This window comes from Paenibacillus sp. F411 (assembly GCF_017582705.1).
Lineage (GTDB): Bacteria > Bacillota > Bacilli > Paenibacillales > Paenibacillaceae > Paenibacillus_AQ > Paenibacillus_AQ algicola.
In genome coordinates, this window is record NZ_JAGFIP010000004.1 from 123,159 (window position 1) to 137,085 (window position 13,927).

Annotated in this window: 11 protein-coding genes; all 11 read left to right on the plus strand. The window is 50.8% G+C overall.

From position 1 onward, the window contains the following. Positions 1-103 precede the first annotated feature (103 nt). The 11 genes from glnA to JJQ72_RS06115 all read left to right on the plus strand — a co-directional run bounded on the left by glnA (position 104) and on the right by JJQ72_RS06115 (position 13,817). Entirely contained in the window at positions 104-1,528 is a 1,425-nt protein-coding gene (gene glnA / locus JJQ72_RS06065) for a type I glutamate--ammonia ligase (RefSeq protein ID WP_208203070.1), read from the plus strand. A gap of 165 nt (positions 1,529-1,693) precedes the next feature. After that, positions 1,694-2,782, plus strand: coding sequence for a 3-phosphoserine/phosphohydroxythreonine transaminase (gene serC / locus JJQ72_RS06070; RefSeq protein WP_208203071.1), 1,089 nt, complete (start codon positions 1,694-1,696; stop codon positions 2,780-2,782). 167 nt (positions 2,783-2,949) lie between these two features. Then, entirely contained in the window at positions 2,950-3,414 is a 465-nt protein-coding gene (gene trmL, locus JJQ72_RS06075; RefSeq protein WP_138226667.1) for a tRNA (uridine(34)/cytosine(34)/5-carboxymethylaminomethyluridine(34)-2'-O)-methyltransferase TrmL, read from the plus strand. 225 nt (positions 3,415-3,639) lie between these two features. Continuing rightward, positions 3,640-3,741, plus strand: coding sequence for a TasA family protein (locus JJQ72_RS06080; RefSeq protein ID WP_138226666.1), 102 nt, complete (start codon positions 3,640-3,642; stop codon positions 3,739-3,741). A gap of 546 nt (positions 3,742-4,287) precedes the next feature. Continuing rightward, positions 4,288-6,648 carry a glycoside hydrolase family 2 protein gene (locus JJQ72_RS06085; RefSeq protein ID WP_208203072.1) on the plus strand — a complete coding sequence of 787 codons (2,361 nt, stop codon included), beginning with the start codon at positions 4,288-4,290 and terminating at the stop codon, positions 6,646-6,648. A gap of 60 nt (positions 6,649-6,708) precedes the next feature. Further along, positions 6,709-7,806, plus strand: a complete 1,098-nt coding sequence (locus JJQ72_RS06090; protein WP_208203073.1) for a CoA transferase — start codon at positions 6,709-6,711, stop codon at positions 7,804-7,806. Between the two features lie 41 nt (positions 7,807-7,847). Beyond that, entirely contained in the window at positions 7,848-8,996 is a 1,149-nt protein-coding gene (locus JJQ72_RS06095) for a CaiB/BaiF CoA transferase family protein (RefSeq protein ID WP_208203074.1), read from the plus strand. Between the two features lie 19 nt (positions 8,997-9,015). Then, positions 9,016-10,194 carry an ABC transporter substrate-binding protein gene (locus JJQ72_RS06100; protein ID WP_208203075.1) on the plus strand — a complete coding sequence of 393 codons (1,179 nt, stop codon included), beginning with the start codon at positions 9,016-9,018 and terminating at the stop codon, positions 10,192-10,194. After that, positions 10,191-11,366: a CaiB/BaiF CoA transferase family protein gene (locus JJQ72_RS06105; RefSeq protein ID WP_138226661.1), complete on the plus strand. Its 1,176-nt coding sequence runs from the start codon at positions 10,191-10,193 to the stop codon at positions 11,364-11,366. The genes JJQ72_RS06100 and JJQ72_RS06105 overlap by 4 nt, the downstream gene beginning before the upstream one ends. Before the next feature lie 4 nt (positions 11,367-11,370). Beyond that, positions 11,371-12,144: an enoyl-CoA hydratase/isomerase family protein gene (locus JJQ72_RS06110; RefSeq protein WP_138226660.1), complete on the plus strand. Its 774-nt coding sequence runs from the start codon at positions 11,371-11,373 to the stop codon at positions 12,142-12,144. 200 nt (positions 12,145-12,344) lie between these two features. Beyond that, entirely contained in the window at positions 12,345-13,817 is a 1,473-nt protein-coding gene (locus JJQ72_RS06115; protein ID WP_208203076.1) for an alpha-L-fucosidase, read from the plus strand. Positions 13,818-13,927 lie beyond the last annotated feature (110 nt).

The following is a 13,927-nucleotide window of genomic DNA, read 5'->3' on the forward strand; positions in this document are numbered from 1 at the left end:
CGACTTGCTTCTAGACAGAATATAATAACTGAAAAGAAATCGAAAATCATGAACATTCACAGAGGTTTATTCGCTTAATGTTCGGGTATTAGGAGGAAGAGACATGTCGGTAGAGAACGTGTTAAAGACAATTGAAGAGAATAACATTGAATGGGTGGATTTCCGTTTTGTTGACCTGTCGGGTCGGGTACACCATATTACCCTGCCGGCATCCGCGGTAGACAGTGAAACCTTCGTGAACGGCGTAGCGTTTGACGGTTCGTCGATCCCGGGCTTCCGTGGAATTGAAGAATCTGATATGGTGATGATGCCAGATCCGGAGTCCTGCTATGTGGACCCGTTCACTGCACATCCTACATTGAATATTATGAGCAACATTCACACACCAGACGGCGAATCCTATGAGCGTGACCCTCGCTGCATTGCTGCACGTGCCGAGCAGTACCTGCAGGACAGCGGCGTAGGCACAGCGGCATTTTTCGCACCGGAATCGGAGTTCTTCCTGTTTGATGATGTTCGCTACGAAAGCGGCATGAACAGCTCCAGCTACTACGTAGAATCCGAAGAAGCAGCTTGGAACACAAACCGCAAGGAAGAAGGCGGCAACCTCGGCTTCAAGGTAAGAGTAAAGGGCGGGTACGTTCCGGTAGCTCCTGTAGATACACAGCAGGATATCCGCAGTGAAATGTGCCGTTTGCTGGATGAAGCGGGCCTGAGTGTAGAGCGTCACCATCACGAGGTAGCTACTGCAGGTCAAGCGGAAATCAACTTCCGTTTCGATACATTGAAGAAAACGGCTGATAACCTGCTGGTTTATAAATACATTGTACACAACACAGCTCGCCAGTATGGCAAGACAGCAACCTTTATGCCGAAGCCGCTCTTTGGCGATAACGGCAGCGGAATGCACGTGCATCAGTCCATTTTTGATGGCGATACTCCACTCTTCTATGAAAAAGGCGGCTACGCTAACCTGAGTGAAACTGCACTGCATTACATCGGCGGCATCTTGTACCATGCACCGGCCCTGATCGCTCTGACGAACCCGAGCACGAACTCGTTCAAGCGTCTGGTACCTGGCTATGAAGCTCCAGTAAACCTGGTATACTCCAAAGGTAACCGTTCTGCAGCCGTACGTATTCCGGTAGCTGCAGTAACACCGAAAGGCTGCCGTATTGAGTTCCGTACACCGGACTCCACAGCCAACCCGTACCTGGCCTTCTCCGCGATGCTGATGGCTGGCCTTGATGGCATCAAGCGCAAGATTAACCCGCAAGAGCTGGGCTACGGTCCATTCGACAAGAACATCTACGAGCTGTCGGATGCGGAGAAGAAGGAAATCCGCAGTGTGCCTGGCACCCTGGATGAGGCGCTGGACGCTCTGGAAGCGGATCATGAGTTCTTGACCGAGGGCGGCGTGTTCACGAAGGAATTCCTGGAGAACTTCATCTCCCTGAAGCGCGGCGAAGCGAAATCAGTATCCATTCGGGTACATCCACATGAGTATTCGCTCTACTACGATCTGTAATAATTGTTAATACGAGACGCAGGAGGTACATCCTCCTGCGTTTTCTCGTTACTTATGAATGGCGTCTTTAAATAGAGAAAAAAAGCACTTGCAGACCCCTCCGGGTTATTGCTATGATATTCGATAACATGAAATGAGCGTACATACGAAAGGGTGGAGAGTGGAGTGAGCAAGAGAGCATATAATTTTAACGCCGGACCGGCAGCGCTGCCTTTGGAAGTGCTGGAGCGTGCCCAGGCAGAGTTTGTGGATTTCCGGGAAAGCGGCATGTCTATTATGGAAATGTCCCATCGCAGTGACATTTATGAATCCGTACACAATGAAGCACAGAACAGGCTGCTGGGCTTGCTCGGGAACCCTTCGGGTTATAAGGTGCTATTTGTACAAGGCGGAGCGAGTACGCAATTTGCCATGATTCCTATGAATTTCGCGCAAGAGGGCAAGCAGGCTAACTACGTGAAGACCGGCAGCTGGGCGAATAAGGCGATTAAGGAAGCGAAGCTTCTTGGACAGGTTCACATCGCAGCTTCGACCGAGCAGGATCAGTATATGAGAGTGCCGGAGCTGTCCGAGCTTCAGCTGTCGGAACAGCCGGCTTACTTGCATATGACCTCGAATGAAACGATTGAGGGCACCCAGTTCAAGCAATTTCCAGACACCGGTTCGGTGCCGCTGATTTGCGATATGTCGAGTGATATTTTAAGCCGTCCTTTCGATCTCAATGCGTTCAGTATGGTATACGCGGGGGCTCAGAAGAATCTCGGTCCTTCCGGCGTAACCGTCTTGCTGGTTCGCGAAGAGATGATTGAGAGCTCACCGAGCCATCTGCCGACGATGCTCCGCTATGATACTCATTCCGGCAATAACTCTCTATACAATACACCGCCTTCCTTTGGCATTTATATGATTAACGAAGTGCTGAAGTGGATTGAAGAGCACGGCGGTCTGCAAGGTGTAGAGGCCATGAACCGGAAAAAGGCTGAGCTGATCTACAATGCCATTGACAGCAGCGAAGGCTTCTATCGTGGCTGCGTAGCAGCAGGCAGTCGTTCGGACATGAACGTAACCTTCCGCCTGGGCTCAGAGGAGCTGGAGAAGGCTTTTGCCAAAGCGTCTGAGCAGGAAGGCTTTATCGGTCTGAAAGGACATCGGAGCGTGGGCGGGATGCGCGCATCCATTTACAATGCGGTTCCTTACGAGAGCTGCAAGGCGCTGGTGGAATTCATGCATGACTTCAAAGCCAAGAACCAATAAGTTCCTGGCAGATTGCTTAAGCATGCCGGGAGCCGTTCAAGCCGCTCGGCTGGCGCATTCATGAAAGAGAAGAGCCTTCTCTGCTAATGGCAGCAGGAGGCTCTTTTTTCATGACAGAATGCGTTATAATAGACAGAAATAGACGATAAGGTGGTTAGACAGCACATATGGCATTACACATCGTACTCGTGGAGCCGGAGATTCCGGCTAACACAGGAAATATCGCAAGAACCTGCGCGGCAACCGGGATTCATCTGCATCTGGTGCGTCCGCTGGGATTTAATACGGACGACAGAACACTGAAGCGGGCCGGACTGGATTACTGGTATGCCGTCAATCTGGAGTACCATGATTCCTTTGCGGAGCTGCAGGAGAAATATCCGGATGGCCGATATTTCTTCTCGACCACCAAGGCGAAGAAGCGCTATACCGACGTTCAGTTTCAGGACGGTGACTTTCTAGTGTTCGGGAAAGAAACCAAGGGATTGCCGGAGGAGCTGCTGGCAGCTAACCGGGAGCATTTGATCCGCATGCCCATGACAGACAAGGTCCGTTCTCTGAATCTGTCCAACTCCGCAGCCATTGTCGCCTTCGAGGCCCTGCGGCAGCTGGATTTTCCGGGTATGGAGTAAAGGAAGGAAGCATCTCCAACGATGGTTGGGGGTGCTTTTTTTAGTAGCTGCTTAGAAGGGGGTGACTTTTTTAGTAAAAGAACAATGGCGAAGCCGGACAATACACGTATGAATCACTGACCAAAGTAAGCGGTGAAGGAAAGAAGTCGCTATGCTTATAATGGGGACGGTTATTTTTCTTGAAATCAATAAACAATAAGTCGATTTCTAAAGGAGGATTTTGTAGTGAAGAAAAAGATGCTATTGTCTGTGTCATCTGCTGTTTTAGGAATTTCTCTAATCTTCGGTGGAGTCTATGCTTATGGTTCAGGAAAGATATCTTGGTAATCGGGCAGAACGTTGCAACTGATGTTGCTCCCAAGAATGTAAATGGTAGAGTTTTAGTGCCGATCAGTACAGTTTCGGCAGTTGTTTAACGAGGCAGCTCACTTGAGTGAGGTAGGAAGCAAAAAATAAAGACATGGTGGAGTCAGGGAGGTGATCCCAGCACCATGGGCAGATAAAATTGATCCATGGAGTATTGAATGTACAAATGAAACCGCTCTTTTTTAGATGGTTGCTAGACACTTCCATTCTATCAAAGGACGGTTTCTTTGTGTTACCTATGTTTTGGGGGATGGATATGCATTAAGCAGCAGAGAGGACGAAAAGATTCCGGACCAGCGGTAGCGGTCGCCTTTGACCCCGAATTTCTCCCTTGAACGATTTATTATTTTGGGACCAACGTTAATGCACAAAAACATCATTGACGCCCACTAGGTTCAGCAGTATAATCATTAAAAAATGGAACAGTATTCCGAAAAGAATATTATTTTGTTTTTTTTATGGTTATTAGTTTTGATTTTTAAATTATATCATAGTGGAGGTCGGAAGATGTCTCGAATCGTAAAGGATTTAAGCGGCAAGCTGTGGCAAATGGAAAAAATGAGAGTTGGCGAAGGAGAGCGGGAAGGATTTCATATCCTGCCTGCGGAACGTCAAGGCGTCATCTTCAGCTGGAATTATGCGAGCGTTCCTGGGGATGTGTATACCGATCTTCAGCGTGCAGGTGAATTGGAAGATCCCTATTATGGGCGCAATATGCATAAAGCAAAATGGGTACAGGAATATGAATGGTGGTATATTCGCAGCTTCAACGTTTCTCCGGAAATGAAGGGGAAGAAGATTCACCTGGAGTTCGAAGGCGTTGATTATAGCTGCACCGTGTGGCTGAATGGTCAGCTGCTGGGAAGTCATGAGGGTATGTTCTCCCCATTTTCTTTCGAGGTCAGTGAGTTTCTGAATTTTGATCATTGGTCGGGCGGCTCGAATCAGCTCGCTGTCAAGCTGGACCCGCCTCCTAAGAATTTCCGCAACGTGGGCGGCAAGAAAGTGAATTTCTCCGGTGATTATTTTACGGGCCTAGTGCCCTTCGGGATCTGGCGTCCGGTACGCCTGATTGCAACAGACCATGTACGCATCGTGAACTATCGCAGTGAGTCGGAACTGAAAGAAGGAGGCGCTGCTGTTCATTTGCAGATTGAACTGGACAATATGACGGCAGAGTCTCAAACGGTTCAGATCGAGGTTGCAATGAAAGGCCACAACTTTGATTCAGACACCATCACCCAGACGGTGGAGGTAGAGGTTCCCGCCGGCACTCAGATGGCCAATGCCGTCGTGGACGTTTCAGACGCGAAGCTGTGGTGGCCTTGGGACATGGGAACGCCGAATCTGTATCATCTGGAGATGAAGGTGCTGAATAGCGGCACGGTGCTGGATCGAGTAGAGGATGTAATCGGGATTCGGACCCTTGAAATGGAGAAGAACCCGGGCTTCACGGATGAGGAATGTGAATACCCATGGACCTTTGTAATTAATGGAAAACGTCAGTTTCTGCGCTCTGCATGCTGGGGTGGACAGCCGTCCTTTTTCTACGGCCGGAACAGCACGAGTAAATATGAGCATCTTCTGACTCAGGTGAAAGAAGCTAACATAAACAATCTGCGAATTTTCGGCTGGCACCCGCCAGAGATTCCGACCTTCTATAAGCTGTGCGACGAGCTCGGTATTACCGTATGGACGAACTTTACGTTCTCTACACAAGCATTTTCCAATGATCCCGCATTTGTAGAATCTGTAGAGAAGGAATGTATTGAAATTGTGAAGCTGCGGCGCAATCATCCCTCAAATATTTTTTGGATGGGCGGAGAAGAGGTGTTCTTCACAGACGCTCACATCGAAAGTGGTAACAAAGAGCTGATGGAGGCAATTGGGGTAGCCATTGGAGATTACACATCGACGCCTTACGGACTGGCATCCCCGCTCAGCAATGAGTTCGGCCAGAGCATGGGCTTCAAGCCTAAAGAGTCACAGCATGCGAATGACCATTACTACGGCGGCGGCCACAGTTTTATGGAGGAATATTATCCGGCTCTGGATTGCTCCATCATTCCTGAATTAACGGCTGCATCGGCCCCATCGATCGAGAGTCTCAAAAAATTCATTCCGGAAAATGAGCTATGGCCGATGGGACCCAGCTGGGGCTATCATTGGGCAGATATTCATATCCTTCAAGGACTGAATATCGAGGTGTTTGGAGACAAAAGAATGGATTCTCTGGAGCAGTTTGTAGAATCGACTCAGATTGCGCACGGAACGATTTTGCAATTTGCGCTTGAGCTGTACCGTCGACGGAAGCCGCGGATGAGCGGGGTATCTCTTTGTCACTTCATTACACACTGGCCAGACATCAAGTGGGGCCTGATTGACTATTACGGTCAGAAGAAGATTAGCTTTGATTATGTAAAGAGAAGCTACCAGCCGCTTCTTCCAAGCTTGGCCTTCACTAAGAGAAGATGGAATCCGGGCGAAGCCTTCCAAGGCGAGCTGTGGATCGTTAATGATTATCATGAGGCTTATCATGATGCGGTGCTGGAATGGACGTTAGCAGATGCTGGAGGCGAGGTTGTCAAAAGTGGGATTCTACACGCTTCCGTGGCTTCCAACAGCTCCGCCCGATTCGGCGAGATTGACTGGAAGGTCCATGCAAATGCTGCAGGCCAGTTCACGATTACACTTACGCTGAAGCAAGGCGGCGTGGAATTAGCCAGCAATGAATATCTGCTGCTGATCGGTGATCAGGCAGAAGCAAAGCGTCAATGTCTCAAGCATCTCCAGGAGAGCAATACGCTGCGTGAAGAATACGGACATAGCTATTATCGATATAACCCGGAGCTCTGGGAACTAGAATAGCTGCGGGTAACATAGCATGATCAACAAAATACGACCGCATTATCGCTAAGGAGGGATCCATTGCTTCCTTTAGAAGGGATACTCGTTGTGGAGCATAGTATGGGGCTCGCTGGACCCTTTGCCGGCGTAAGACTCGCGGATCTTGGAGCCCGTGTCATCCGGATTGAGCAGGCAGAGGAAGGCTCACTGCCTCTGATCAGCTTGTATCGTAACAAGGAACGCTTTCTGTACAATGCTGCCTGTGACCAGGATACCCGCAAGCTGAACCAGCTGATTGCTGCAGCTGATATTTATTTAGACGGTCCTTCTCTTCAGGCGTTACCTTTCGGAGGGGCTTCCAGGGAGAAGTGGCGCTCCAATCATCCCCAGCTCATTCACGCTATGATTACGAGCTGCGGTGGCCGGGACGTGGAAGACACCAAGGCCTATGATGACCTCTTTATTCAGGCCTTGACCGGTATGCCTTGGCTCAACGGGAATGCAGATGATCCACCAATTCCCTTTCCGCTGTCCACGGTAGAAATGTTTGCAAGCGCTAATCTCGTGCAGGGGATTCTGGCTGCGCTTGTACATCGTGCCCATACCCGCTCTGGGATGCTCGTTGAGGTTAGCCTGCTGGAATCTGCGATTGATGTTCAGTTCGAGGTGCTGACTACGCACTTGAATGATGGCGGACTGCAGCCGCAAAGAAGTGCTGTCAGCAATGCACATGCTTACCTTGCAGCGCCTTACGGAGTGTATGAGACGAGTGACGGATATTTGGCGCTGGCCATGGGCTCTGTATTAGAGCTGGGAAAGCTGCTGCACTGCGATGCATTAGCGAAATATAAAGATCCTGCGAGCTGGTTTGTTCATCGGGACGAAATCAAGCTTAATCTGACGGAGCATCTCAAGAGCAGGCCTGCTTCGGCCTGGGAGAAGGATTTGGAAGCTGGCGGGTACTGGTGTGCTGAGGTGCAGACTACTCAGGATCTTCTTCAACATGAAGGGTTTCGGGCTCTGCAGCATCTGCAGCAGATTGAGGTGGAGGATCAGGGCTTATTTGTAACTCCACACTGCCCGATAAAGATCGACAGCACTCACCTGAACAGTCGCCGCGGCATTCTCCGGGCCGGTGAGGATAATGCAGCCATTGAAGAGGAATTCAAGCTGATTTAGCTGCGTCACCGCAGAATACCATGAAGCGAGAGTGAAGTGTCATGATGCCAAGACCGTTAGAAGGCTTGCTTGTGCTGGATTTCAGTCAATTTCTTTCGGGCCCATACGCCGGGCTGCGATTAGCTGATTTAGGCGCGAGAGTCATTAAGATTGAACGCACGGACGGCGGAGATCTATGCAGAAGGCTGTACATATCCAACCTAGAGCTGGACGGTGACAGCACGCTGTTTCATTCTATTAATCGAAATAAGGAGAGCTACGCGGTGGACTTGAAGTCGGAAGCAGGCAAGATCAAGGTGCGCAAGCTATTGCAGCATGCGGACATCATGATCCAGAACTTTCGACCAGGTGTCATTGAAAAGCTGGGGTTCGGGTATGAAGAGGCCAAGCAGATCAACCCGCGGCTCATTTACGGCTCCATTAGTGGATACGGAAAAGAAACACCTCTGCGGAGCAGACCCGGACAGGATTTGCTGCTGCAGGCGCTGACCGGACTTCCGTGGCTGCATGGCGGCAATCACCGGCGGCGGCCAATCCCGTTTGGCTTGGCAATAGCAGATATGATAAGCGGTGCACATCTGGTTCAGGGCATTCTGGCGGCTCTAGTAAGACGATCTGCTCAAGGTAAGAGTGCGCTGGTGGAGGTCAATATGCTGGAGTCTACGCTGGATGTGATGCAGGAGGTATGGGATGAGCTGTGGATGCCAGCCGCCCATGCTCATGCATCCTCGGGGCGGATTCAATTCAGGCGGACTGTCAAAGGGCTGTATCCAACAGCAACGGAATATATCGCTCTAAAAGATATGCCTTTAGAGGTGCTCGCGGCTGCACTTGATGTGGAGCTGGCATCCTCGATGAGCGGAGATGAAGCGGTCATCTTCATGCAAGAGCGGCTGTTGACACAGCCTGCAGACTACTGGGTGGATATCTTCATAAAGCATGGCATTGCCTGTGAGAAGCTGCTGAACTGGGAGCAGCTGCGGAGCCAAGACGTATTTCACAAGCTTCAGATGACGCAAAACATAAAGAGAGATCCTGACATCGACATGATCGCATTAGCGTGTCCTATTCGATTCAATGGGTATCGCCTCCAATACGCCAAAGGGGCTCCACGGATTGGAGAGCATAATACTTGGATCGAATCTCAAGCGTGTTCTCTGAATACAGCTGACCATCATCGTAATATTTGAGTAAAGAGAAGGTGCTGATATGCAATTAAAAGGAATGACCTGGTCTCACGAGCGAGGCCTAAACCCGCTGCTGGCCGCCTCCGAAGCATTCCGCAAGCTGGAGCCTGACGTTGAAATACAATGGGACGCCCGTTCTCTGGCGGACTTTGAGCTTTATCCGCTGGAGCTGCTGGCAGAAACCTATGATCTCATCATGATTGATCATCCCCATATCGGGACGGCTGTGGACAAAGAGCTCCTGCTGCCCTTGAATGATCTCATGGAAGCCTCGTTTCTGCAGGATCAGGAGCTTCACTCCACGGGTCAAAGCTATGCCAGCTATACGTATGAAGGAAAGCAATGGGCGCTGCCTGTAGATGCAGCAGCTCAAGTGAGCGCTTACCGCCAGGACCTGCTGGATAAGGCAGGACTGGAGCCGGCTCGTAGCTGGGAGGATGTTCTCACCCTGGCCAGGACGCTGCCGAAGGGGCAGCAGATCGGTCTGCCGCTTGTGCCGGTACATGCCTACTCCACCTTTTTCACATTGTGTGCCCAGCTGTCAAACCGGGCGTACTGGAGTGAGGGGCTGGATCTTCCATTAGAGGTTGGCATACAGGCACTGGAGCTCATGGAAAGCTGGATGCCTTATGTACACCAAGAGTCTCTCTATCAGGATCCCATCCAGATGCTGGACCGAATGGGGAGCAGTGAAGAGATCGCCTACATTCCGCTCATTTACGGCTACTCCAACTATGCAAGGGCAGGCTTCAGGCCATTTGTGACGAGCTTCGGAAATATTCCATCGGATCGCAGCAACCCTTGCGGCAGTATGATCGGCGGCGTAGGGCTTGCCATCTCTTCACAATGTCAGTATGCCGAGCTTGCGGCAAAATTTGCTGTCATGGTTGCGTCTGCGGATTTTCAGCGGACTTCATTTTTTCAACATGGAGGTCAGCCGGGCCACCGGATGGCATGGCTGGACCCGGAGGTGAACCGGCTGTCCGGCGATTTTTTCAAAAATACGCTGGATACCTTAACCCATGGCTCCATGCGGCCTCGATATCCCGGATATATCGACTTTCAGGAGCAGGCCGGACATTTGATTCGTAATCGACTGATTAGTGCAATGCCAGACCGAAGCACCGTGATTCAAGCCTTGAATGAAATGCAGCGGCAAAGCAGGGGGAATGATGCAAGAGTCAGGGGGGAAATGAGATGAAGCTGCTGGAAGGCATTGTTGTATTGGATTTCAGTCAATATCTTGCAGGTCCTGTATCTGCGCTGCGCCTAGCAGATTTGGGAGCCCGCGTTATTAAGATCGAGAGACCGAATGCAGGGGATGGCAGCCGTCAGTTAACCCTGTCGAATCTGCGGGTCGACGGTGAGAGCACGGTGTTTCAATCCATGAATCGGAACAAGGAAAGCTATGCCGCTAACCTCAAGGATCCAGACGATCTGGCCAAAATAAAGAAACTGATTCAGCAGGCGGATATCATGATTGAGAACTTTCGTCCCGGCTCGATGCACAAGCTTGGTCTCGATTATGAGTCGGTGAAGGCATTAAATCCCGGTATTATTTACGGAAGCATTACCGGCTATGGCACAGAAGGTCCCTGGAAGAACAAGCCGGGGCAGGATCTGCTCGTACAGTCGATGTCCGGTCTGACCTGGCTGAATGGAGACGGAGATCAGCCGCCCGTTCCTTTTGGCCTCGCGACCATTGATCTTCATACAAGCTCCATGTTTGTTCAAGCCGTGCTCGGACTGTTGTACCAGCGCGAAAAGACCGGTGTCGGGGGGCAGGTGGAAATCAGCCTGATGGAGGCTGCCCTGGATTTCCAGTTTGAAGTGTTGAGCGCTTATATAAACAAGGAGCCCAGAGAGCTTCAAGGACGCAGTCAGTTCCGCAATGCCCATGCTTATTTAGGCGCACCGTACGGTATTTACGAAACACAGGATGGTCACCTTGCTCTGGCTATGGGCTCGATAATCGCTTTAGGTGAGCTGTTGGGGCGTGCAGATCTGCTGCAATACACCGACCAGACCTCCTGGTTTCATGAACGGGATGAAATCAAGCAGCGATTGAATGAGCATCTAAAGACGAGAACGACACAGCACTGGCTGGATATTCTGGAGCCGGCTGATTATTGGTGTGCGGAAGTGCTGGATTGGGAGCGGGCTCTCCAGCATGAGGGTATTCAAGCCCTGGACATGTTTCAGGAGGTCGTAAGGCCGAGCGGTGCTGTGTTTAAGACGACCCGATACCCCGCAAGAGTGAACGGCCATCTGCTCAAGCATGGCAAGGGCGCGCCTCCAATCGGCGAAGACACGTCTGCTATTAATAGAGATTTTGGTCTTGAGCGCGCAGCAGAAAACGCTGGCGGGAGCTAGGTCGATGGAGCATTCGGGGATCAGATATGAGCTGTCCAATCACATCGGAACGATTACTCTAGACAGACCCGGGAAGCTGAATACGGTCACCCGGGCGATGGGGATACGCCTTAACGAGCTTTGCCAAGAGATCAATCAGGACCAGAATGTCAGGGTCGTCGTGCTGACGGGGGAAGGGGAAAAGAGCTTCTCAGCGGGCAGCGATATTGAGGTGCTGGACGATTACGGAAGTCCCTGGGAGCTGAGCAATCGCGAGGATTATTGCATGGCCGTTCGCAGCATTCGCAAGCCAGTGATAGCGATGATCCGTGGATATGCTATTGGCGGAGGGCTGGAGCTTGCCTTGCATGCAGACATCCGGTACGCCTCCTTAAGTGCCAGGTTCGGCGCGGGGGAAATCAAGCTGGGCTGGATTGGAGGCAGCGGGAGCACACAGCTGCTTCCTCGAATTGTAGGTCCGGGAAAAGCAGCTGAAATGGTGCTGACAGGCAGGCTGCTAAGTGCCGCAGAGGCCTTGAGCTACGGCTTAGTGGAGCAGGTTGCAGAGCAAGGGGAGCTGCAGAAGCTGGTCTATGAAACGGCTGAAGCCATTGCCGCCCACAGTCCTATTGCGGTCCAGCATGCCAAGCTCGCGCTGCGCGCAGCGATGAACATGCCGCTGGATGCCGGATTGCAATATGAGAACAGCCTCTTCTCCTTCTGCTTTACCACAGAGGATGCACAGGAGGGCAAGGCGGCTTTTCAAGAGAAGAGGGCTCCAAAGTTTAAAGGGTGTTGAGTGCTGAGAAATGAAATGCTGGATATATTCATGAAATGAAGCCTGTGGTCCTATGGGACTGCAGGTTTTTTAATGAGTCTAGAAAGTTGCAGTCAGGCTATGACGCAAAAAGTCGTGATTTGCATACTGGAGGTCGATATTGATCCTTATCTATGAAGCTCTATCACGTTATGATGTGCAAAAGGAGTAAATGAATGATCATGATAAACATACAGCAGATCGATAAGGTCATAAACCAGGGGCCGTTTCAGGACAATTGGGAATCCTTGAGCAGCTATTCCATACCGCAATGGTACAAGGATGCCAAATTCGGTGTTTTTATTCACTGGGGAGTATACTCCGTTCCCGCTTACGGGAATGAATGGTATGCTCGGGAAATGTACTTGAAAGACAGTGCGAATCGGGAGAATAAACAGGTGGTGAGCATTTTTGATCATCACCTTCAGACTTACGGGCCGCAGCATGAATTCGGATATAAGGATTTCATTCCCCTGTTTAAAGCAGAGAAGTTTGACCCCATGGCATGGGCAGCACTATTCAGCAAAGCGGGAGCACGATATGTAATGCCTGTTGCTGAGCATCATGATGGCTTCCAAATGTATAACAGCAAACTGTCGCCATGGAATGCCGTGCAGATGGGACCGCAGCGGGACGTGATCGGGGAACTGAAGAACGCTGTAGAAGCTAAGGATATGAATTTTGCGGTCTCTTCACATCGGGCCGAGAACTGGTGGTTCTTTGACGGGGGCATGGCGTTTCAATCTGACGTACAGGATGACAGCTACCGGGGCTTATACGGACCGGCACAGCCGCGAGACCCGGAATGGACCATTCACGGGGAAGGGCCGGACGAGGCCTTCCTTACCGATTGGCTGCTTCGCACCTGTGAGCTTGTGGATCTCTATCAGCCCTCAATTGTATGGTTCGATTGGTGGATCATGAACGTCCGCTTCAAGCCGTATCTCAAAAAGTTTGCTGCGTATTACTACAACCGCGCTGCCCAATGGGGAAGTGAGGTTGCAATCAATTACAAGCTTGACGCCTTTATGCACGGGACGGCAGTCTTTGACATTGAGCGGGGGCAACTGAATGATATTCGGCCTCAGCTTTGGCAGACAGACACCTCGGTCGCGCGTAACTCCTGGTCGTACAGCGTGAACAATCAATATAAGGACCCCGCAGACATCGTATGTGATCTGATCGATATTGTAAGCAAGAACGGCTGCTTGTTATTAAATGTGGGACCCAAGGCAGATGGAACCATCCCGGAGGAGGATGAGTCGATTCTGCTCGCTATAGGTGAATGGCTGGCGGTGAACGGAGAAGGCATTTTTGATACTACTCATTGGAAAATCTATGGGGAGGGCCCCACACAGTCGGGCGAAGAGATGCACACGGAAGGGAATCGCAGTCCCTACACGGAAAAAGATATCCGCTTTACCTTCAAGGGAGGGACGTTATACGCCTATGTCTTGAAGCTGCCAAGCCATGGAGAAGTGGTCATATCATCCTTATCTCTGGATTCACGGCATTTTCGGAGCGTGATTAAAAACGTAGCCGTGCTGGGACAAGGAGGTGTGGCATGGCAGCTTTCTGAGGATGGTCTTGTGATCGACACCTCCAATATCCCACCCACCCCATATCCGGTAGGCTTTGCAATCACGATGGATTAACGGCTGCGGCCACGGAAGAGGTCCTTTTACGGTATGGAGCCAGGCGCAGAGCATAAACAAAATCTGATTCAAAAGGCTCAAGGCGAGATCTCTCATCGAATTGGTGTTGT